This window comes from Elusimicrobia bacterium HGW-Elusimicrobia-1, assembly GCA_002841695.1.
GTDB lineage: Bacteria > Elusimicrobiota > Endomicrobiia > PHAN01 > PHAN01 > PHAN01.
Window position 1 is genome coordinate 111,545 of record PHAN01000003.1, and the last position, 22,473, is coordinate 134,017.

The 22,473-nt window shown below is 54.5% G+C and carries 22 protein-coding genes; 21 read left to right on the forward strand and 1 reads right to left on the reverse strand.

Annotation, left to right across the window (positions count from 1 at the left end; genetic code table 11):
• Positions 1-9 precede the first annotated feature (9 nt).
• From CVU77_02525 to CVU77_02540, 4 genes are read left to right on the forward strand one after another with little or no spacing between them, the layout of a single operon-like run.
• On the forward strand, positions 10-933 hold the full coding sequence (locus tag CVU77_02525) for a UDP-N-acetyl-D-glucosamine dehydrogenase (protein ID PKN01834.1): 924 nt from the start codon (positions 10-12) through the stop codon (positions 931-933).
• Positions 834-2,099 (forward strand): hypothetical protein, encoded by a 1,266-nt coding sequence (locus tag CVU77_02530; protein ID PKN01835.1) that lies wholly within the window; start codon positions 834-836, stop codon positions 2,097-2,099. Before CVU77_02525 ends, CVU77_02530 begins: the two co-directional genes overlap by 100 nt.
• On the forward strand, positions 2,096-3,814 hold the full coding sequence (locus CVU77_02535) for an ABC transporter permease (GenBank protein ID PKN01836.1): 1,719 nt from the start codon (positions 2,096-2,098) through the stop codon (positions 3,812-3,814). Before CVU77_02530 ends, CVU77_02535 begins: the two co-directional genes overlap by 4 nt.
• Before the next feature lie 4 nt (positions 3,815-3,818).
• A complete protein-coding gene (locus CVU77_02540) occupies positions 3,819-4,919 on the forward strand; it encodes a hypothetical protein (GenBank protein ID PKN01837.1) in 1,101 nt (366 codons plus the stop codon).
• Positions 4,920-4,926: 7 nt separating this feature from the next.
• Here the strand turns inward: CVU77_02540 and rpmB are convergent, their stop codons facing one another.
• The gene (rpmB, locus tag CVU77_02545; GenBank protein ID PKN01838.1) at positions 4,927-5,118 is read right to left on the reverse strand and encodes a 50S ribosomal protein L28; all 192 of its coding nucleotides are present in this window, start codon (positions 5,116-5,118) and stop codon (positions 4,927-4,929) included.
• A gap of 77 nt (positions 5,119-5,195) precedes the next feature.
• Here rpmB and CVU77_02550 point away from each other — a divergent pair, with 77 nt between their 5' ends.
• From CVU77_02550 to CVU77_02630, 17 genes are all read left to right on the forward strand, one after another.
• Positions 5,196-7,280 (forward strand): ATP-dependent DNA helicase RecG, encoded by a 2,085-nt coding sequence (locus CVU77_02550; GenBank protein ID PKN01839.1) that lies wholly within the window; start codon positions 5,196-5,198, stop codon positions 7,278-7,280.
• A gap of 31 nt (positions 7,281-7,311) precedes the next feature.
• Positions 7,312-8,088 (forward strand): thiazole synthase, encoded by a 777-nt coding sequence (locus tag CVU77_02555; GenBank protein ID PKN01840.1) that lies wholly within the window; start codon positions 7,312-7,314, stop codon positions 8,086-8,088.
• Positions 8,085-9,209 carry a 2-iminoacetate synthase ThiH gene (locus CVU77_02560; GenBank protein ID PKN01841.1) on the forward strand — a complete coding sequence of 375 codons (1,125 nt, stop codon included), beginning with the start codon at positions 8,085-8,087 and terminating at the stop codon, positions 9,207-9,209. Before CVU77_02555 ends, CVU77_02560 begins: the two co-directional genes overlap by 4 nt.
• Before the next feature lie 38 nt (positions 9,210-9,247).
• A complete protein-coding gene (gene thiS, locus CVU77_02565) occupies positions 9,248-9,448 on the forward strand; it encodes a thiamine biosynthesis protein ThiS (GenBank protein ID PKN01842.1) in 201 nt (66 codons plus the stop codon).
• A 7-nt stretch (positions 9,449-9,455) separates the two neighbouring features.
• Positions 9,456-10,133 (forward strand): thiamine phosphate synthase, encoded by a 678-nt coding sequence (thiE, locus tag CVU77_02570; protein PKN01843.1) that lies wholly within the window; start codon positions 9,456-9,458, stop codon positions 10,131-10,133.
• A 30-nt stretch (positions 10,134-10,163) separates the two neighbouring features.
• Entirely contained in the window at positions 10,164-10,655 is a 492-nt protein-coding gene (locus tag CVU77_02575; protein ID PKN01844.1) for a pantetheine-phosphate adenylyltransferase, read from the forward strand.
• Positions 10,634-12,079, forward strand: coding sequence for a hypothetical protein (locus tag CVU77_02580; GenBank protein PKN01845.1), 1,446 nt, complete (start codon positions 10,634-10,636; stop codon positions 12,077-12,079). The genes CVU77_02575 and CVU77_02580 overlap by 22 nt, the downstream gene beginning before the upstream one ends.
• Positions 12,080-12,083: 4 nt before the next feature.
• Positions 12,084-13,148, forward strand: coding sequence for a type IV pili twitching motility protein PilT (locus CVU77_02585; GenBank protein ID PKN01846.1), 1,065 nt, complete (start codon positions 12,084-12,086; stop codon positions 13,146-13,148).
• Between the two features lie 29 nt (positions 13,149-13,177).
• Entirely contained in the window at positions 13,178-14,401 is a 1,224-nt protein-coding gene (locus CVU77_02590; GenBank protein ID PKN01847.1) for a pilus assembly protein PilC, read from the forward strand.
• A 194-nt stretch (positions 14,402-14,595) separates the two neighbouring features.
• Complete coding sequence (locus CVU77_02595; GenBank protein ID PKN01848.1) at positions 14,596-15,048, forward strand: hypothetical protein; 453 nt, start codon at positions 14,596-14,598, stop codon at positions 15,046-15,048.
• Positions 15,049-15,275: 227 nt separating this feature from the next.
• Positions 15,276-16,037 carry a prepilin peptidase gene (locus CVU77_02600; GenBank protein ID PKN01849.1) on the forward strand — a complete coding sequence of 254 codons (762 nt, stop codon included), beginning with the start codon at positions 15,276-15,278 and terminating at the stop codon, positions 16,035-16,037.
• 174 nt (positions 16,038-16,211) lie between these two features.
• Entirely contained in the window at positions 16,212-16,793 is a 582-nt protein-coding gene (locus CVU77_02605) for an RNA polymerase subunit sigma-24 (GenBank protein ID PKN01850.1), read from the forward strand.
• Positions 16,790-17,344, forward strand: coding sequence for a hypothetical protein (locus tag CVU77_02610; GenBank protein PKN01851.1), 555 nt, complete (start codon positions 16,790-16,792; stop codon positions 17,342-17,344). The genes CVU77_02605 and CVU77_02610 overlap by 4 nt, the downstream gene beginning before the upstream one ends.
• Positions 17,341-17,838: a hypothetical protein gene (locus tag CVU77_02615; protein ID PKN01852.1), complete on the forward strand. Its 498-nt coding sequence runs from the start codon at positions 17,341-17,343 to the stop codon at positions 17,836-17,838. The genes CVU77_02610 and CVU77_02615 overlap by 4 nt, the downstream gene beginning before the upstream one ends.
• A gap of 66 nt (positions 17,839-17,904) precedes the next feature.
• Positions 17,905-19,209, forward strand: coding sequence for a hypothetical protein (locus CVU77_02620; protein PKN01853.1), 1,305 nt, complete (start codon positions 17,905-17,907; stop codon positions 19,207-19,209).
• Entirely contained in the window at positions 19,167-20,183 is a 1,017-nt protein-coding gene (locus tag CVU77_02625; protein ID PKN01854.1) for a hypothetical protein, read from the forward strand. Before CVU77_02620 ends, CVU77_02625 begins: the two co-directional genes overlap by 43 nt.
• Positions 20,184-20,458: 275 nt before the next feature.
• Complete coding sequence (locus CVU77_02630) at positions 20,459-22,435, forward strand: MacB family efflux pump subunit (protein ID PKN02022.1); 1,977 nt, start codon at positions 20,459-20,461, stop codon at positions 22,433-22,435.
• The last annotated feature ends 38 nt before the right edge of the window (positions 22,436-22,473 follow it).

Genomic DNA, 22,473 nt, shown 5'->3' on the forward strand with positions numbered 1-22,473 from the left:
AAATATATTATGAAAATACTTGTAGCCGGTTTGGGACAATTGGGACAGCATCACGTAAGGATACTGGCCAAAAACGGAACAGTGGAGGTTTGCGCTCTGGTGGATTCCGACGCGCGCCTGTCCGAGTCCTTCGGCAAGAAGTACGGCCTCCCGCACTTTGCGTCCGTCGACGCCGCCCCTAAGCCGGATGCGGCCGTGATAGTAACCCCCACGCCGTTTCACTATCCGCTTGCCAAAAAATTTCTTGAAGAGGGCGTTCACTGCTTCGTCGAAAAACCATTCACAGCCACTCCCGCCGAAGCCGACGAACTCATCGACCTTGCCGCCAAAAAAAATCTGGTCTTGCAGGTCGGCCATATAGAAAGATTCAATCCCGCCGTCGTGGCGGCCAAGCCCTTTATCACCAAACCCATATTTATCGAGGCCAACCGCATAGGGCCGTTCAGTCCCCGTGTGGCCCACATAGGCGTCATAATGGATCTGATGATACACGACATAGACATACTGCTTTATCTCGTCGGAGAAAAGGTCAAAGACATAGAGGCCTACGGCGCCAGAGTTCTGACCGACCACGAGGATATGGCTAAAGTCAGGATACGTTTCGAGGGCGGCTGCGTCTGCGATCTTTCAGGTAGTCGTGTTTCTCTTGAAAAACAGCGCAAGATAAGAATATTTCAGCCGGACAGTTACGTCTCCATAGATTACGCCGCGCGCAGCGTAAAAGTGTATTCCAAACGCGTGCCGGAGCCGAAGAGTTTTCTTGATATTTCCGTTGAGAAACCCAAACCGCCGGTCTACGATCAGCTTGAGCGGGAGCTTGAGCACTTCATAGAATGCGCTCGGCACGGAAAAAGGCCCGCCGTAACCGGCGAGCACGGACGCGACGCGCTGGAACTTGTTGGCGAAATCTACAAGATAATTCGTTTGCAGTAAAAATAATAATGACGCCACTTGCCGCGGACGATTCTCGTCCGATAATTTTTATATGCGCCGGCGACCCGTCGGCCGAGAATCACGCCGCCGGAGTCGCATCGCTGCTTAAAGAAGGCGGCCTCGCCGTGTCGTCGGCCGGCGGCGAAAAGCTCAAAAACCTTTCCGATATATTCGTCGGAGATACGATATCTCTTGAGACCTTCGGCTTCGCGGTTTCGCCGCGCGCCGCCCTGGGAATTTTAAAAGTGTACCGCGCTGTGGAGCGGCACCTCGACGAGCGAAGGCCTTCGGCCGTTCTGCTTGTGGATTTTTTTGGATTCAACGCGAAGGTGGGCGCCGCTGCCGCCCGTCGGGGTATTCCGGTATATTATTACATTCCGCCCCAGATATGGGCCACGCGTTACGGAAGAATAAAGGCGATAAAAAGTTTTGTCAAAAAAGTTTTTACGACCCTGCCGTTTGAAAGCGAAATATACGCAAGGGAGGGGATACCCTTCGAGCAGGTGGGACATCCGCTGCTTGAGACAACGCCGTCCGGCGTAGAAAGTCGTCGGGCGGGGCTGCCGCCACTTGTGGGTTTTTTTCCCGGCAGCCGCACGCACATAGTGCGCAGGCATGTGGACATCATTAACGCCGTCGCCGCGAATTTGAACGACATCCGTGGAGCGGGCAAAACAGAGTTCGCGCTTTTCGGACTTTCGGCGCTTAAGGATTCCTACCGCCGTCTGGCGAGTGGAATAAATCTTATTCTTGACGCGGGATCCCGCGGCGTGGCCGCCGCCGGGCCGTCGGCCGCGGTCAGTGTTTCCGGAACGATAGCGACGGAACTCGCCCTGATGAAAATCCCGACGGCGATTTTCTACAACGTCAGCGCTCTCAACGCGTTTATCCTTCGCTCTATGATAAAAATACGGACAAAATACGTGTCGCTGCCCAACATATTGCTGGACGAAGAATTGCAGCCCGAGTTCCTGCAGGAGAAAGCCCTCGGCGGCGATATAGCCGTCCGCGTCGCCGGTTTCATAGACGGCGAGCCGCGCGATACCGCCGAATCGTTCGCGCGCGTGCGGCGGCTTCTTGAGCCGGCCGACGCTTCCGGCAGGGTCGCCTCGTCCATTATCAACGATATTCTCGGCGCTTCGTCCGACGGAAGGTCGAACCAATGAATAATCTTGCCCGCCTGATAAAATACGTGCTGCCTCACAGAAACCGTCTTATTCTGGCGGCCTTCTTGACGGCGCTGGTTTCGGGCATAACCGGCGCGACCATGCTTTTGATAAAACCCATAATCGACAAGGTCTTCATTGCCAAAGATACCGGTATGCTCTTTATGATTCTGTGGCTGGTTCCGCTTATGTGGTTCATACGCGGGATAGCGTTTTACGGACAGGCGTATCTTCTTCAGTACGTCGGACAGCGCGTCACGCTGGCCCTCCGCGGAGATTTGTTCGCCAAACTTATGTCGCTGTCGCACGATTTTTACAACCGCAACTCGTCGGGCAAAATCCTATCGCGAATGACGAACGACCTCTACATAATACAAAACGCCCTTCTTCGTCTGCCGCTGAATTTTATCGGCGATTTTCTGACGACACTGGTTCTGATAGGCATAATTTTCTGGCTTAACTTCAAGTTTGCCGTCATAGCATTCGTGGTGTTTCCCGTGGTGGCTCTTCCTCTGGTGGATTTTGCGCGCCGTATGCGCAAGGCCGCCCACGCCGGTCAGAAACAGATGGCCGAAATCTACAACAGAATTCAGGAGGCAGTCACCGGTATTTCCGTTATAAAGACCTTCCGGATGGAAGAAAGGCAGAAGGCGGTATTCGAGAAGGAAAACACGGAATTTTATTCGCACCAGATGAAATTCGTAAAAGTCGATTCGCGGTCGAGTCCGATTATGGAGTTTATAAGCGCCGTCGCGCTCACTTTAATAATATGGTACGGCGCGATGGACGTTCTTAAAGACGTGTGGACCAGCGGAGCGTTTTTTGCTTTTCTGGGCGCCGCGATGTCGATTTACAAGCCCATAAAAAACTTTTCTTCGGCGAACGCGCTTTTGCAGCAAACCGTTGTCAGCGCGGGGCGCATATTCGAGATTATCGACGAGAAACCCGCCATAGCCGACGCTCCCGGAGCCGCGGATTTCGGGGAATTCCGCCAAGCCGTCACGCTTGAAGACGTGGACTATTATTACGACCACAAGCATCCCGTTCTTAAAAAACTCAATATCAAAATATCCAGAGGCGAAAAGGTTGCCCTTGTGGGGCCATCGGGAGCGGGTAAGACGACCGTGGCCCATTTAGTGTTGAGGTTTTACGACGCCTGCTCCGGTCGGGTGGCCATAGACGGCGTCGACGTAAGGGACATTACTCTGGCGTCTCTTCGCGCGCAGATGGCTCTTGTGACGCAGGATATAATTCTTTTCAACGACACCATAAAAAACAATATATTATGCGGACGTCCCGGCGCCTCCGACGAAGATGTGCGCGAGGCGGCCCGCCGCGCCAATGCGGCGGATTTCATAGAATCGCTGCCCGACGGTTACGAAACCGTGGTCGGAGAGAGGGGCGCTTTGCTTTCCGGCGGACAGAAACAGCGGGTGGCGGTGGCCCGCGCTATTCTTAAAGACGCTCCGATACTTATCCTCGACGAGGCGACGTCTTCGCTGGACGCGGAGTCGGAAAAATCCGTGGCCGAAGCCATAGAAAACCTTATGGCGGAAAAAACCGTGCTGATGATAGCCCATCGCCTCGCCACCATAAAAAACGCCGACAGAATACTGGTTATCGACGACGGAGCCGTCGTGGAAGAGGGCAGCCACGACGAACTGGTGCGCCGTCAGGGCGTTTATCACCGCATTTGTCTGCTCCAACTTCTTTAAAAAAATGAAAATTAAATTTCAGGCGGCGCCTTTGACGGCCGCTCCGGCCGTCTATTACGAAGGCGACGACATTTTGAGCCGCCGTTTCGCCAAGGACTTCACCGGCGACGGCCTTGCCGCGTTTGTCGTCGAAAAAGCCATACTCGACAAATACAGACGCCGGTTCGCGGGGATTTTAAGCGTAAAGCCCGTAATCATATTTTTCGGCGGAGAGTGTTCTTTGGGCGAAGTCGGACGGCTTGAAAAGTCCGCCCGCGCCGCGGCCCGCGGGCCCGTGAAAGCGATTTTTGCCGCCGGCGGCGGCAAGGCCATCGACGCGTCTAAAATACTTGCCGCCCGTCTGGGCGCGCGTCTTGCGGCCATACCTACTTCGACCGCCACCTGCGCCGCTTTTACGTCCATCGCCCCCACGTATTTTTCCGACGGCACAAAGCGCAAGACGCTGGATATGGCCAAGGCGCCCGACGTCTGCGCGGCGGATTACGGAGTTCTTATCAGACAACCTGCGCGTCTTGTGGCCGCAGGTATAGCCGACGCCGTAGCCAAGTACTATGAGACGTCGGCTTATGTGAGCGCGAATCCCGCCGCATTGACGAATCCCTCAGTCCGCGCCGCGTTCGCCCTGACGACGGAAATTATGCGGCTTGCGTCCGAGTGCGTCGCCGGAGCCGTCGACGCCGTGTCGAAGGGAAAAGTCACCCGCGACTTCCGCCGCTCGATTTATCTGAATCTTGTTCTTCCCGGTCTTGTCAGCGGAATCGGCGGCAAAAAGTGCCGCGCCGTTGCCGCGCACGCCCTCTGCAACGGGCTGGGACACGCGCCCGAAGCACGCGGGTCTCTGCACGGAGAAAGGGTGGGATGGGGGCTGTTGGTTCAGTTGATGCTGGAAGGCAAAAAAAAAGACGCCCGTCGTCTTAAGATTTTTTTGAACTCCGTGGGCGCCCCGACGACACTCGGTGTTTTGGGTATAGCCGATCCGGACGGCGCAGGTATAAAAAAGGCGCTCGCCGTCGCTTCGTCATCGCGGGAAAGTATGAGATTTTTGGGAAGGAAAATAAGCCGGACCGAACTTGCCGGCGCGGTGCGCGCCGTCGAGAGGATTTAAGAAAAACCTATACCGCTTTGCGCACGCGGCCCGATTTAAGACACGTGGTGCAGACATAAGCCCTTACGGCTTTTCCGCCGAGCATTATTTTGTGCCGGCCGAGGTTGGGCATAAATCTTCTGTTCGACGCTTTGTGAGAGTGGCTGATCGATTTTCCGGCCGAAGGGCCTTTTGCGCAGATTGAGCATTTGAACGACATAATGTTGTCTCCTGTTTTTCGACGCGATTGATATCGCGGAACCTGAGTATATAAAATTATTCGACTCAACCCAAAAAATGTCTCTTGAAACATCGGTCAGATTCGTTAAAGGCGTGGGACCGGGCGTAGCCGGAAAACTCGCGCGGCTGGGCATATCGACGGTGGGCGATTTGCTGGAGCACTATCCCGTTTCCTACCAGGATCGCACGAAGATACTCGCTTTCTCGGAGTTGGCCGACGGCATCGACGCCTTTGCGCGCGGTAAGGTGATATCGGCGGTTGTCTCGCCCGCCGGATTCGGCCTTGCGGTTTTCAAAAGCACTATTTCCGACGGCAAAGACGTCGCCCGAGTGACCGCGTGGCGCAAATTCAATCCGTGGGCGCGTTACGATATTTTCGCCGCGCTGAAGCGCGATTTTGAACGGGGGAAAGAAGTTTTTGTCTGGGGCCGCGTCAGAAAAAGCGGTCAGGATGTCGAAATAACCCTCAAGGAATACGAGCCGGCGGACGCCGGAGAATCCGGCCGCGTGACCGGAGGCATTATTCCCGTGTATCCTCTTACCGAGGGCATAAAGCCCGCCGGTTTCAGAAAAATAATGAAAGCCGCCGTCGACGGCTATGCCGCTTCCGCCGCGGATTTCGCGGCGGCGTCGCCGGTTGTCCCCGACGGCCTGGCGCCCCGCCGGCGGGCTATCGCCGAGATACATTTTCCGCCGGACTTCGAGGCCGCCGAACGCGCCCGCCGTTCCCTGGCTTTCGGCGAATATCTGATTTTTCAGACGGCGATGGCCGTCGCGCGCGGCGTCGCCGACAGTCGCAGGAAACCGCGTCCGCTTGAAATTCGCCGCAATTTGCTGACCGGTTTCAAGGCCAACCTGGGTTTCGAGTTCACGCGCGCCCAGAAAAAAGCCATCAACGAAATATTCCGCGATATGACTTCGGCGCGCCCTATGCGCCGCATACTCATAGGCGACGTCGGCAGCGGCAAGACCGCCGCCGCGATGGCTTCGATGCTTTTGAGCGTGGAAAATTCCCGTCAGGCCGTGCTGGTCGCTCCCACGGAAATTCTGGCGCGACAGCATTTTGAGACGGTGAGCAAATTTACCGCCGGTCTGGGAGTCAAGGTCGAGCTTGTAACCGGCGCCACGTCGTCGCGGGCCGGGAGCAAAACGGCGGCGCGGCGGCGGATGTCGTCGGGCGAAGCCGATATTATTATCGGAACTCACGCCCTTATGGAAGACCCCGTGGCTTTTGCCGACGCCGGCGTCATAGTTATAGACGAGCAGCATAAATTCGGCGTTTCGCAGCGTCTGAAACTTCGGCTCAAGGCGCCGTGCGCCGACATACTTTTGATGAGCGCGACACCCATTCCGCGCTCGCTGGCCATAGTAATGTACGGCGATCTCGACGTATCCGTAATAGACGAACTGCCGCCGGGAAGAATACCCGTAAAAACTATGATGATGACCGATTCCGAAGCGTGCGGCTTTGCCGCAAAAGAACTTGCCGGCGGAAATAAAGTTTTCATAGTTTATCCGATTATCGACCCGTCGGAAAATCTGTTTATCCGGTCGGCCAAAGCCGAAGCCGAGCGTCTTTCAAAAGAGGTTTTCGCTGATTATAAAGTAGGACTTCTGCACGGAAGAATGAAATCCGCCGACAAGGCCGCCGTTATGGAGGCGTTTCGCTCGGGCGCGCTCGACGTGTTGATATCGACGGTGGTGATCGAAGTCGGCATAGATGTTCCGTCGGCCACGCTCCTTATCGTGGAACACGCCGACAGGTACGGCCTGGCCGCTCTGCATCAGTTGCGCGGCCGCGTGGGCAGAGGCGACAGGCAGTCGTACTGCGTTCTGGTGGCCGATTCTCCCACGGACGAGGGAACCGTCCGCCTGCGCGTGCTTCTTGAAACCTCCGACGGATTTGAGGTGTCCCGGGCCGATATGAGAATGCGCGGCGCGGGCCGCATAATAGGAACCGAGCAGCACGGCCGCGGCGAACTCGATTTAAGAGTGGTCGATTTTGAAAAAGACAAAGAAATTCTGGAAACTGCCAAAAAGGCGGCCGCTTTAATGTCCCGTGTTACGCCGCTGCCGCCGGCGGTTAAAGCCGAACTCGCGCTAAGATACGGCGACAATATTATGATGCCGCAGGCCGGCTGAAAAGCCGCGACCTCCGTCGGAGAGTGAAAATATGAATAACAAAGACCCGCTGATTATCGCCGGACGGGCGTTTTCTTCGCGGCTTATTATGGGCACCGGAAAATACGGTTCCAACGAGATTATGAGGCGCGCCATCGCGGCGTCGGGCGCTCAGATGGTAACGGTGGCCGTCCGTCGCGTGGATGTGTCGAATCCCGGCCACGACATACTTTCGGCGCTCGACGCAAAAACGCTTTTGATACTGCCCAACACTTCGGGAGCGCAGAACGCCGATGAAGCCGTCCGGCTTGCTCGTCTGGCTCGCGCGTCGGGCGTTTCCGATTGGGTGAAAATCGAAGTCACTCCCGACCCCGGATGGCTTCTGCCCGACGGAGAGGAGACGCTCAAGGCGGCCAAAATTCTGATTAAAGAGGGCTTTACGGTTCTGCCCTACATAAATGCCGACCCGGTGCTTGCCAGGAAACTTGAAGATGCGGGCGCCGCGGCGGTTATGCCCCTTGCCGCGCCGATAGGATCAAACAAAGGTATGCGCACACTCGACGCGGTCAAAATCATCGTCGAGCAGGCCGGTGTTCCGGTAATAGTCGACGCCGGACTCGGAAGGCCGTCGCATGCGGCGCAGGCGCTTGAAATCGGCGTGGACGCCGTGATGGTAAACACCGCGATATCGTCGAGCGGCAATCCCGAAATGATGGCTCTGGGCTTCAAACTTGCCGTCGAGGCGGGCCGCGCGGCGTATTTGTCCGGCATGGGAGCGTCGGGCGATTACGCGTCCGCGTCGAGTCCCGCCGACTGGATCATAAAATGAGTTTTCTTGCGGAATTCCGCAAACAAGATTCTAAAGCCGTCGCCGCGAAAATATATTCCGCGACCCCGTCCGACGTCCGTCGCGCTCTGGCCGCGGAGTTTCCGTCCGTCGGAGATTTTCTGGCGCTTCTTTCTCCCGCGGCGCGGGCTTTCGCGGGTGAAACGGCGGTCCGCGCCAGGGAACTCACAATCAGCCACTTCGGAAAAAACATCAATCTTTACGCGCCGCTGTATCTGTCGAACGAATGCGACAACGCCTGCCGCTACTGCGGCTTCAACGCGTCGTCATCCGTCGGTCGGAAAACTCTTTCCGACGACGAAATATTACGCGAGGCCGATTCACTTAAAGCGCGCGGCTTCGACAATGTTCTTCTTCTTACCGGAGAGTCGCCCTCTAAGGCAGGTTCCGGTTACGTCGAAAAATCCGTGAGGATGCTATCTGAAAAATTTACTTTTACGGGTCTTGAAATTTTTCCTGCCGATTCCGATGTCTACCGCCGTTTCGTGTCCGCCGGAGCGTCGGGGCTTACGGTTTATCAGGAAACCTACGACGAAAAAGTTTACGAATATATGCATCCCGCCGGCAAAAAAAGGGATTTTGAATTCAGAATTCAATCCCCCGAACGCGCGCTTGAGGCGGGATTCCGCCGCGTGGGACTGGGAGCGCTGCTGGGTCTGTCCGATTGGCGCCTCGACGCCGCGATGCTCGGGTTGCACGCAAAATATCTCATTGATAAATACTGGCGCGGCGATGTGACGATAAGTTTTCCGCGGTTAAAAAAATGCGCTTCGGGTTTCAATGCGCCGCATCCCGTATCCGACGGGGACGTGGCTTCGATGATATTCGCGCTGCGGATATTTCTGCCTCGCGCGGGAATGATTTTATCTACGAGAGAGTCGGACGCTTTCCGTGATTCGCTCATCGGGTGGGGAATAACCATGATGAGCGCGGGCTCGCGGACGAATCCCGGCGGATACGCGTCGGGCGGCGACGCGCGGGAGCAGTTCGAGGTGTCGGACCGTCGCAGTGTCGACGAAGTTGTGCGGGCCATAGAGCGGAAAGGATTTTACGCGGTCTTCAAGGACTGGGACAGAGGTTTCGGCGCGAGCCGCTACGATTGACGCGGAGCCCTCTTCGTCCGGCATAATGAGTCGATAATATGAACATAACACTTAACGGCAAGCCCGCGGAGATTCGTTCCCGCGTCACCGCGGGACGGTTTTTGGATGAATTAAAAATCGGGCGGACTCTTGCGGCTGTGGAGGTAAACGGAAAAATTCTGGACAAGAGCGAGTTTGATTTTTTTGTAATCCCCGACGGAGCCGTTATAGAAATAATCCGTTTTATGGGCGGAGGATGAACGCGCGGTGAAAATATTCGACGGTAAAAACTTTTCGTCGCGGTTGCGGCCTTTTTCGGGTTACGGTCTTTACGCCGTTATCACGGAAAAGTTTTGCGGCGGACGGTCTTCCGTCGAGGCGCTTGAAAGCGCGCTTCTTGCCGGAATAAAAATCGTTCAACTCCGCGAAAAAGAAAAAAGCAAACGCGAGATATACGAACTCGCGCTGCGCTTCCGCGATGTCACACGCGCGCACGGCGCGGCGTTTTTCGTCAACGATCATATCGACATAGCGTTGGCCGCCGGCGCCGACGGCGTTCATTTGGGGCCCGACGACCTGCCGCTTTCCGCCGCCAGGGCCATCGCTCCGAATCTGGCGATAGGAATTTCCACGCACTCCGAGGCCGAAGCGCTTGCTGCGGCCGCCGGCGGCGCCGATTATGTCAACATCGGCCCGATATTTTCCACGTCCACCAAGGAGGGCCTCATAAAACCCCTCGGCGCGGATTTAGCGCGAAAAATCGCCGGACGTATCGACATTCCGTTTACTGTCATGGGCGGGATAAAAGAGGGTAACCTGCCGTCGGCTGTATCGACGGGAACCTCGATATTGGCCATGGTCACGGAAATAACCGCCGCGCCCGACATAGCCGCCCGTGTAAAATCCCTTGCCGCCGCGCTCGGACGGCTTCAAGGGATTTCATAAAACACCTATAATTTATTATAATATCCACCGATGAAAAACACTGCCGTATATCCGGGAAGTTTCGACCCGCCCACCAACGGCCACCTCGACGTCATTGAGCGCGCGTCCAAAATCTTTCCGCGGCTGATAGTGGCCGTCACCGACAATCAGAGCAAAACTCCGTCCTACACACTCAAAGAACGCCTGACACTTCTTAAATCGATAACAAAAAAATATTCCGGCGTCAAAGTCGAGATTTTCTCGGGGCTGCTCGTGCATTATCTGAAGAAGAAAAACGCCCGCATACTCATCAGGGGTTTGAGAGCCGTTTCGGATTTTGAATACGAGTTTCAACTCGCGCTTATGAACAGAAAACTTTCGCCTTCCACAGAAACGGTATTCCTTATGCCCGACGAAAAATACGTGTATCTTTCGTCGAGGATGGTAAACGAAGTCGCGCGGCTCGGCGGCAATGTCGGTTGTTTCGTGCCGCCCGAGGTGCGCTCGCGGATACTCAAAAAATGCAAACATTCAAACCGATAAACAAGCGCCTCGGCGATCTGCTCGTCGAAACTAAACTTATAACCCAGGCGCAGCTTGCCGACGCGCTGGACATCCAGCGCAAAAAAGCCGTGAAAATCGGCCGGGCGCTTCTGGATAAGGGTTACGTGACGGAAGATTTGCTTTTGGCGTTTCTGGGTCGGCAATGCGGCATTTCCTACGTGTCGCTTAAAGAGTTCGGCGGGATAAGTCCCGAAGCCGTACGCGCCGTTCCGGAATATCTTGCCCGACAGTGGGAAATCTCCCCGCTTAAAGTCGCCGACGATACCATAACCATAGCCGTTTCCGACCCGTTCAATCTTTTCGCCACCGACGACTTGCGATTGATAACCGGCCTCGCGGTAGCCACGGTAATAGCCCCCGCCGACGAGATAAAGGCCTTTGTCGACAGGTATTACGTCGCGCGCGCGCTGACAGCCGGACGTTCCGCGTCGGACGCTCCCGCGTCGGCGCTGGAGATGGCCGCCCGCATAGGCGCCACGGAAATGTATTTTGACGTCGACAGAATCCGATATTTTTTCGGCCAGAAATATCTTAAAACCGTCGAGCTTACCCAAAAAGAGTCCGACGTTCTGGCCAAATACTTCAAGCAGCATCCTCGCGCGCGGGTGCGTGTGCCGTTTCGCGGAGGGAATGCCCTTGCCTCGCTGGACATAGAATTGTCCGGCAAACCCGCCGCCGAAAAAATAAAGATAAGAAACACTTTTCTGCCCGCGTCATTAAGAGAGTTCGGCATATCCTCCGACGACTCGATGGTGCTGGAAAAACATTTGGCGGGGCGGGGCTTTGTGGCCGTGTCCGGAGCGCCGGCCTCGGGCAAGAGCACTTTTATGGCGGCGTGCGCGCGCTGGGCGGCGACTACTCAAAAAATCGTGTACTTTTTTTCGGAGACGTCGCCGGAGATACTGTCGGGAACTTCGGCCATCTGCGCCGGCGCGTCCTTAATCGCGGATTATTTGCCCGGAGCGCACAACGTTTTCTTCGACGGCGGATCTTCGTCGTCCCTGCCCGCGAATATCGATTCACTGTCCGCCGGATCGGCTATGGCGGCGTCTTTCGTGGAAGAGCTGCCTCCCGAAGCCGCCTCGGCGCGGCTTTACGTCCGCCTTGCGCTGGTCAAAAAACTTTGTCCCGACTGTAAAAAACAATACGCGGTCTCAAGGGATTACATAGTCAATTCCGGATTGTCCGTGCCCGTCAAAGACAATCAGTTGATTCTTTCCAAATCGTCCGGCTGTGAATCCTGCGATTACACGGGCTCATCCGGCGCCTCCGCCGTTTATTATATGAGCGAGGAATGTTCCCGCCTTACCGTCGAAGAAATCCGCTCCAAGATTCTTGAAGCCGTGTGGGCGAAGGCCCTTGCCGGCGAAGTTTCCGTCGAGGAGGTTTTACTTTACAAATAAAACTATGCTTAATATGAACGACCTTTTGATTCTCATGATGGAAAAGAAGGCCTCCGACCTGCATATCACCGTCGGGGCTCCTCCCACATTAAGAATCGACGGACAGATGATTCCCACAAACTACGAAAAACTCACCCCCGACGTTTGCCAGCGTCTGGTGTATTCGCTCCTTACCGACGCGCAGAAAGAAAAATACGAGGCCACCAGCGAACTCGACCTTTCATTCGGCATAAAAGGCGTCGGCAGGGTCAGAATGAACGTTTTCCGTCAGCGCGGCGCCGTAGCGGCGGCTCTTCGATCCATTCCGCAGAAAATAATGACTTTCGACGAACTCAACCTTCCTCCGGTCGTCTACGAAATGATGAAAATACCCAAGGGGCTTGTACTTGTGACGGGCCCCACCGGCTCGGGAAAATCCACCACGCTGGCCTCGATGATAGATTTTCTAAACGAGCGTCGCCGCGGACACATCATAACGATAGAAGATCCAATCGAGTACGTGCATCAGCATAAAAATTGCGTAGTCAACCAGCGCGAACTCGGCTCCGATACCATGAGTTTTACCGCCGCGCTCAAGTACGTGCTCAGACAGGACCCCGACATAATACTGATCGGCGAAATGAGGGATTTTGAGACCATATCCGCGGCGCTTACCATAGCCGAGACCGGCCATCTTGTGTTCGGCACGCTGCACACCACGGACGCCGTCTCGTCGATAAACCGCATAGTCGACGTATTCCCGCCGCACCAGCAGTCGCAGATAAGAAGCCAGCTCTCATTCACGCTCCAGGCGGTTTTTTCTCAAGCATTGCTGCCGCTGGCGTCTGGTTCGGGGCGAGTGCTGGCGTCGGAAATAATGGTTGTGACGTCGGCCATTAAAAATCTTATACGCGACATGAAGACCGAACAGATTTATCTGTCGATACAGACGGGAGTAAAGTTCGGGATGCAGACGATGAATCAGTCGCTTTACGATTTGTATATGAAGAAAAAAATAACGTACAATCAGGGCGTCGACGCTTCGACGGATCCCGAAGAACTCAAAAAACTCATGCAGAAGTCGGTATAGCCCTGTTTCCGTCGGGCGAGTAAAAACTTATGCCTAAATTTAATTACAGAGCCAGGCCGCCTTCCGGCGCGGTTGTTACCGGCGTAATAGAGGCCGCGGATCAGCGCTCGGCCATGGATAATCTCAAGGGACAGCGGCTGATTCCCATAGAAGTGACCGAAATCCAGGCCACCGGACTTGCCGCTCTCATCGGCAAAATCAATCCGTTCAAACCGTCGGTCAAATCCAACGATATAGTGCTTTTTTCCCGCCAACTATCCACCATGGTTTCCGCCGGCGTTCCGATAGTGCAGGGACTGAACATCCTTTCCGAGCAGATAGAAAACCCCGCGTTTCGCAATGTGGTGACCGGCATAAAAGAGGATATCGAATCGGGCGTTTCCATGCCCGACGCCATGCGCAAGCACCCTAAGGCATTCAGCGAACTCTATGTCTCCATGATAAAAGCAGGAGACGAGGGCGGTATACTCGATACGATACTTCAGCGTTTGTCGCAGTATATGGAATCATCCGAGGAATTGAAGGGCAAAGTCAAAGGGGCAATGACGATGCCGGCGGTCATCGGGTTTATCGCCGTAAGTGTTGTCATATTTCTTCTCGTTTTCGTGCTGCCCACTTTCAAAAATATATTCGCCAGTTTCGGCGCGGAACTGCCTTTGCCGACGAAAGTCCTTATGCAGTTCTCGGATTTACTGGTAAAGTTTTTCTACCTTGTAGTCATTATCCCGATAGGAGGATTTGTCGGGTTCAAACAACTCATAAAAATACCAAAAGTAAGATTCCAGTTCGACGGTATCATACTCAAAGCCCCGATGTTCGGCATAATGCTCAGAAAAGTCGCCATAGCAAAATTTTCGCGCACGCTGGGCACGCTGATAAAATCCGGAGTTCCCATTATGCAGGCGCTCGACACCGTGGCCAAGACGTCCGGCAATATGGTTCTTGAAAAAGCGATATTGACCGCCCGCGACGAAGTCAAAAAAGGCGAGCATATGGTCGCGCCGCTTAAAAAAAGCGGTCAGTTTCCCCCGATGGTAATCCAGATGATTTCCGTCGGAGAACAAACCGGAAATCTCGACACCATGCTTGTGAAAATCGCTGATTTTTACGACGCCGAGGTCGATGTAGCCATAAAGAGTTTGACGAGTATGATAGAACCCCTCGTGATGGCCTTTCTGGGCGTGGTCATAGGCGGCATAGTCATAGCCATGTTCCTGCCGATGTTTGAGATGAGCCAGTTGGTGGGAAATTAAAATAGTGGTTAGTGGTTAGTGGCGAGTGGATAGTAAAAAGCAAAAAAGTTTTTCTATCCACTATCCACTGCTCTTACGTGACTTACTTCACAGCCGTTTTAATCCTTGACACACGCGTAAAAATGTGGTATATTTACAGCAAAGAGGAAGTTTATTCTTGCCCCGACTGAAGGGGAAGGAGGTGACATAATAATATGAAATCGAGAAAAGGTTTTACGCTTATCGAACTCATGATAGTTGTTGCGATCATCGGAATCCTCTCGGCCATCGCGATACCTAAGTTCGCCGATCTTATCAGAAAGTCGAACGAAGGCGCGACCAGAGGAAACCTCTCGACCATCAGAAGCGCTATATCCATCTATTACAGCGAGAACGAAGGTCTGTATCCGGTTGTTCCCGGTTCTCTGATCGTACCCGCTGTAGGCAGCACTGCCGGCAAGTATCTTGCCGCCGTGCCCAAGGTGAATATTCCGCCCTATGGTGGAACGAACTCATTCTCTACGACTGCGGATTCCACGTCAAACGACCTCGGCTGGGGCTACAATCCCCTGCTGACGATGCCTGCCGGCATGACCCGCGCGCAGGGCGAAGTTTGGGTGGACGCAACGGAGACCGACTCAAAAGGAACGATTTGGAACACCTATTAATACAGGTGTAACGGATCGTGATTTCAAGATTAAGGAGAAAGACGCCGCAAGGCGTCTTTCTCTTTTTATGTCAAAGCGTATAAGTGAAGTGGATAGTGGCGAGTGGATAGTAAAAACCTTTATTATGTCATTGCGAGGTCAAGGGCTTGCCCTTGACCGTGGCAATTGACGATAAAAAATATCTAATCACTATCCACTAACCGCTTTTTTTATATAATATCACCATAATGACCGACATCGTTGCGCTTGTTTTTATCGTCGCGCTGGGTCTCGTTACGGGCTCGTTCGCCAATGTGTGCGTCTACAGAATGCCGCTGGGACTTTCCGTGGCCTTTCCCGGGTCGTTCTGTCCCGTCTGCCGCGCCGGCATATCCTGGCACAGAAACATTCCGATTGTCAGTTGGCTTTTTCTTAAAGGCCGCTGCGCCGATTGCGGCGCGCGCATCCCGTGGAGATATCCGGTCATAGAAGCCGTCGTGGGCGCGCTCTTCGCGGCGCTTTATTTTAAGTTCGGAGTTTCGTGGGCGATGTTCGTCATGTGTCCGTTTGCATGGATGCTGGTGACCGCATCCGCCATAGACATTGAACACAGAATTATTCCCGACGAGTTTTCCGCAGGCGGCGCGATTGCGGGGGTGGCGTTGTCGCCGTTGAATCCGTTTTTTGATTTTTATACCGCGTGGCATACACCTATACTGCTGTCGCTTTTGGGGGCGGTCGCCGGACTGGCCGTCGGCTGGATAGTAGCCCTTATGGGCGAAAAACTCTTCGGGAAAGAGGCCTTTGGCGGCGGCGACATAAAACTTTTGGCGGCTTGCGGGGCTTATATGGGCGCGGAAGGCGCCCTGTGGACTTTGCTTTTGGCGTCTTTCATCGGAAGCGGAGTGTCGATTGCTCTGATAGCCGCAAAAAAAATCCGCCGTTCGGACTACGTTCCCTTCGGGCCGTTTCTGGCCGCGGGGGCGTTGGTGTATTTGTTTTACAGATAGTGGTTAGTGGTTAGAAGAAAATAGTGGTTAGTGGATAGTGGCGAGTGGATAGTAAAAACCTTTATTATGTCATTGCGAGGTCAAGGGCTTGCCCTTGACCGTGGCAATATCTAATCACTATCCACTAACCACTTTCTTTTTTGTAACTTTTTGTTTCGGCTTACGTCTAACTCCATGAATAACAGAATAAACGATGACGCGACACTTGTCGCAACCGCGGCGGCCGGAGACCGGCGGGCTTTTGACAGGATAGTCGAAGCCAACAAAACGGCCGTGTATTCGACCGCGCTGAGAATCACGGGTTCTTTTGCCGACGCCGAAGAAGTTTCGCAGGAAGTTTTCGTAAAGGTCTATTTTTCGCTTTCTAAATTTCAAGCGCATTCCGCGCTGTCCACCTGGATTTACAGGATAGCGGTGAATACCGCCCTCGACAGGGTAAGAAAAAACAAGAGACGTTCCGCCGTGGAAGGCGCCGCGCTGCCGCGCGAAGATATTTTGGCCGCTCCGGCGCCGCCGGATGATTCCGCCGTCGACCCCGCCGTCGCCGAAGCCAACGGGCTTCTGGCGGCCCTCGCCGAAAAATACAGGACGCCGCTTGTGCTCAGAGAATACGAAGGACTTAAATACGACGAGATCGCGCGGGTTCTGGGTATTTCCGTCGGGCAGGTCAAAATAAGAATTTTCCGGGCGCGTGAAGAGTTGAAGCGCAAAGTATCGCCGCGCGGCGCGGGTGGCGGGGATACGCTAAAATTATGAAATGCTCAAAATGGCGAATTATGTTATCGGCCGCGGCCGACTCCGAAATCACGGATGTCGAGCGCGCGTCTTTGTCCGGACATCTTAAAGAATGTCCGGATTGCCGGGCCGCCTCGGCTTCTCTTGAAGACGCGCGACGGAAACTCGCTTCCGAGCCGTCCCGTTTTTCTCCTTCCGAATTTTTCAACACTCGTCTGTCAGCCGCGATATCCTCCGAAGCTGAGCGCCGGTCGGCGTTAACTTTTTGGAAGCGCCTGCCGACCCGCGCGGTTTACGGATTTGTTTCGGCTTCGGCGGTTGCGGCTATTCTCTACATCACCATTCCCGTATTTCGCGGCAGCTTTGACGGCGTTGAGATACTGTCGACGCCCGCCGTTTCGCGCGTTCCGGCCTCCGTCGCGCTTTTGAGCGATCCCGAAGAAGATGAAAAATTCGATTTGGCCCTCGTCGATATCTATTACGGCGTTGCCGGAAATTCGGATTATAATTCCAATCTCGACGATGAAAATAACGATGTTTCCTTTATAAAGGGAAACAGGGAGGTTGTATGAAAGGTTTGACAAAGATGTTTGTTTTGATGTTGACGTTAACGTTGGGTTTCTGCGCTATTGTTCCGACGGTTTCGGCCGTCGACAAAGGTGTAAGGGACGGCGGCGAGGGCATCGGGATGGGAAAAGGCAGGGGACCCGAAATGCGACGGGAAATGCGCGGCGACAGATGGGAAAAAGCCCATGAGAAGCGCGTGGAACGTTTATCCGAGATACTTTCTCTGAGCGCCGAGCAAAAGGAAAAACTTTCCGCTATTCTTGAAGATGGGAGGAAAGAACTTAAAACCAAGCGGGAAGAGATGATGAAACGCGCACAGTCCCGCCGCGAGGCCACCGATAAGAAAATCGAAGAGATACTGACGGAAGATCAGAAAGTGAAGTTCCGCGAGCATCGCGAAGAAATGCGCCGCAAGGTTTCCGAGAAAAAAGGCGCGGATGCCGATACGGCGAAACCCGACAAGGGCTCGAAAAAATCCGCCGTCCCGCCCAAAAAATAATTAAGCGTGAATTGACCCCCCGCGGCTTTAACGCTTGCGGCGGCCGGTTCTGACCGGGCAAAAACTGTGACGATAAAAGTAAAGTCGGAAGTATTATTGAAGGCGGCGACGGCGGCGCTTGCCGCCGCCGCTTTCGTATCCTTTGCGTCGACCGCGATGAGAGCCGCCTCCGCGCGAGTGTGGCAGTGGAGCGACTCTCTGAGCGCTCTTCGAGGCGGAAGTCCGTCGCTGTTGTCGTCGATGCGAGGGGTAACCGCCGCGCGGCAGACGAGTTACGCGGCGTACTCGGCATTCCTGCCGCAATTTTCGGCTTCGGCATCGGCGGGACGTCGGGATACGGCGGGAATTGAAACCGATTCGTATTCGACGGGTATTACCGGCACGCTTTCGCTTTTTGAAGGTTTTGCCGATGTGCGAGCGGCGGCGTTAAGAAAAACAGACCTGAGCATAGCCGAGATAAGATACTCCCGCGCCGAGTCCGACGCGGTTTATAAACTCAGAGTCGCGTTTGTGGAATTGCTCTGGGCGCAGAAGCAACTGGAACTGTCGTCGGAAATCTTGGATCGTCGCCTCAAAAATTCCGAATTAGTCAGATTAAAGTACGAAGCCGGCCGCGAGGACAAGGGGTCGTATCTCAGGGTCGACGCCGACAGAAGACAGTCGGAACTCGAACTTCGCCGCGCAGAGCGCCAGGCGGCCGTTGCCGCGACCGCTTTTTTGGCGCAGTTGGGTTTTTCCGCGCGCGAAGCGCCCAAGCCGTCGGCCGAGGGAGATTTTGTTCTCGGCGAATCTCCGTCGGAGGAGCCGGATTTCGCCGCTTTGGCCGCCGAAACTCCGGAATATCTTGAATCCAAAAAACGTCTTGAATCCGCCCGTCTTAACGCGGGAGTTTCGCACAGCCGTTTCTGGCCGCAGATTTCCGCCTCCGCGGCCGCCGGTCGCAGCGGTGCGGCATATCCTCCCGAAGAAGAATCCCGCTCGGCATCCGTAAATCTTTCGTGGAGATTTTTTTCCGGCGGCGCCGATTTATTCAACGCGATGGCCGCCCGTCAGGCCTTTTTGTCCCGTCAGGACGATTTGAAAGCCGCCGGACTCGATACCGCTCTGTCCGTCGAGAGCGCCTGGCGCGATTACAGGGACGCCTTTGAGAATGTCGAGGTCAGAATGAAATATCTCGACGCTTCCATGGCACAGTCGGAGATAGTTTCCGCCCGTTATCTCAACGGTCTTGCCACTTATCAGGAATGGTATCAGGTCGAAAACGATTTTATAAGTTCTAAAAAATCATATCTCAACGCTAAAAGAGACGCCGGTCTTAAAGAGGCCGTATGGAAAAAGACGCTCGGGCTCGGCTTCAAGGGGCTACAATGACAAAGAGAAAAAAAATTATCTTTACATCAGCGGTGGTTATCGTCGCAGGTATTGCCGTCTATTTTATTTTTGGCTCTAAATCTTCCGGCGTCGCCAAAACATCTCTTGTGAAAATCGAAAGGGGCGATATCTCCGTGCGGGTTCGCGTTACGGGTTCCGTTCAGCCCAGGAACCGTCTTGAGATAAAACCGCAGGTCGCGGGCCGCATAGAAAGCATATTAGTCGTGGAAGGGCAGATGGTCTCCAAGGGGCAGACCCTCGCGTGGATGTCGTCTTCCGACCGCGCCGCGCTGCTCGATGTAGCCCGCGCCAAAGGCCCCGATGAAGTGGCCAAATGGGAGGAGACATACAGACCCGCGCCCGTGATATCGCCGCTCGACGGCTTCATAATAGCCCGCAGCAAAGAGCCGGGGCAGGCCGTTTCTCTTTCGGACGTGATTCTGGTTATGGCCGACAAACTCATACTTCGCGCCGACGTCGACGAAACCGATTTGGCGTATATGGAAAAAGGCAAAAGGGTGACCGCTTCGCTCGACGCCTATCCCGATTCGGGTTTTCGGGGCGTTATCGAACATATCGCCTACGAATCGCGTCTTGTCAGTAACGTCACGGTTTATGAAGTCAGAATCAATCCTATTAACCCGCCTAAGGATTTCCGCGCGGGTATGACGGCCAATGTGGAACTCGTTGCCGCGTCCAGCCGCGACACTCTTCTGGCGCCCTACGGAGCCATCGCGGAGCGTCGCGGAAAAAAATTCGCGCGGAAAATCGTCAACGGAAAAACCGTCGAGGAAGTGCGCGTGGAGACCGGCGTTACCGACGGCCGCAATATCGAAATAATTTCGGGTCTCAACGAAGGCGATATAATTCAGGCGTCCGGCGCCGCGTCGCATGGCGCGTCGGGCGGAAGAACCGGCTCGTCCGGAAATGCCTCGTCGTCGCCGTCGAGGGCGATGCGTTTTGTGGGGCGGTGAGAGAAGGAAATTAGGAGATTAGGGCAAAAACTTCCTAATTTCCTAATTTGAGTTAATTGAAAAACCTCGTTATTTGTCATTCTGAGTCCTTCGCGATGTCATTCTGGGTCCTTCGGCGGCGTCATTCTGAGCGTAGCGAAGAATCTCGCGGAGTTTATCTTGAGCCGAAGCGCGACCCTTCGTTTCACTCAGGGTGACAAAAGCGAAGGGTTCAGGGTGACATTTTGGACACTTTTTCAATTGACTCAATTTCCAGATGCCCCGTTTTTATAAATATGAAAGTCATAGAAATCAAAAATATCACCAAGACGTATAAAATGGGACATATCGACGTTCCCGTTTTGCGCGGAGTTTCGCTCAGTATTGAAAGCGGGGATTTCGTGGCTATAATGGGACATTCCGGCAGCGGAAAATCCACGCTTCTTAATCTTCTGGGGATTCTTGACCGTCCGACCACCGGCGAATATTTTCTGGCCGGGCGCGAAATATCCACTCTTGCCGACGATGAACTCGCTTTTTTGCGCAATCGTTTCATAGGATTCGTTTTTCAGAGTTTCAATCTTTTGTCGAGAATGACGGCGCTTGAAAACGTAATGCTTCCGCGCATTTATTCCGGCGACAAACCCGACCCGTCGAAAGCCGCCGGGTTGCTCGATAAAGTCGGACTATCCGACCGCAAAACCCACAAACCTTCCGAACTCTCCGGCGGACAACAGCAGAGGGTTGCCATCGCGCGTTCGCTCGTTACGGACCCCATGCTGATTCTTGCCGACGAGCCGACGGGCAATCTGGATTCAAAATCCGCCGAAGAAATAATCTGTGTCCTCAAAGATTTGCACGCCGCCGGCATTACAATCGTTATGGTTACGCACGAGCCCGACGTCGCGGAAGCCGCCACGCGAATCGTGCGAATTCACGACGGGATTATAGTTTCCGACGAAAGAAAAGAGTCCGGCGGTTCGCATAAATGCCAAACGGGCGTTGATGTCGCCGCGCCTCGAAGGGTCTTTAATCATGTTGAGCGCAAGGGGCTTACTTTTGACAAAATAAAAAATTACACGTCGGAGGCCTTCCGCTCTCTTTTTGCCAATAAAACCCGCTCGCTTCTTTCCATACTGGGAGTGCTTATAGGAGTGGCAAGCGTAATCGCGATGCTGGCGTTGGGAACCGGCGCGCAGGAAGATGTCAAGAAACGAATATCGTCGCTGGGTTCCAATCTTCTTATGGTGCGTCCGTCGTCGCCCAGAACCGGCGGAATTTCTCTTGACACGGGCGCGGCCATAAAATTCAATCTTGAAGACGTCAGGGCGATATCGTCGATAGCAGGCGTGGCCGGGGTGGCTCCGTATATTACGGGGCGCGGCCAGATAGTTTTCGGAAACAGAAACTGGAACACGCGCGTGGAAGGCACCACGCCGGCCTTCGCCGACATAAGAAACTCCCATCCCGAGCGGGGACGTTTTTTTACCGATAGAGAAGTGACCACCCGCGCAAAAGTGGCTCTCATAGGCAAGACCGTCGCCAGGGAACTTTTTGCCGAGCGCGACCCGCTGGGCGAGTTCGTTAAAATCAGAAGGATCGATTTTCAGATAGTGGGCATTCTGCCCGAAAAGGGTTCCAGCGGCTGGCGCGACGAAGACGACAGAGTTATCGTCCCCATAAACACGGCGATGTACCGGCTGCTCGGGCGCGAAGAAGTCGACACTCTCGACGTTCAGGTGGAAACCGCCGGACAAATGCAGGATGTCGCCGACGCCATCAAAAAGATTGTGGCGGCTGCGCACCGTCTGCCGACGGCGCGCGGCGACGCCATCGACGTAAGAAACATGGCCGACCTTCAGCAGACGATAACCGCCACCACCAAAACATTCACGTGGCTTCTGGGATCGATCGCGTTCGTGAGTTTGCTCGTCGGAGGAATAGGCATAATGAACATAATGCTGGTTTCCGTCACCGAACGCACGCGCGAGATAGGCCTGAGAAAAGCCGTCGGCGCGGCCAAGGTCGACGTAATGTTTCAGTTTGTCGTGGAAGCCGTGGCCGTCTGTGTGGCCGGCGGGATCGTCGGCATAATCACGGGGGCGGCGGCTTCATTGGCCATATCGGCTCTGGCCGGCTGGCCCACTAAAATTTCACTTTCCAGTGTATTGATAGCGTTTTTCTTCTCGGTGGCCGTCGGCGCGGTATTCGGCATCTGGCCGGCCAAAAAAGCATCGGAATTAAACCCCATAGAAGCCCTCCGTTACGAGTAGGGACAGGTCGCGACCTGTCCCTACTATCGGGAGATTGC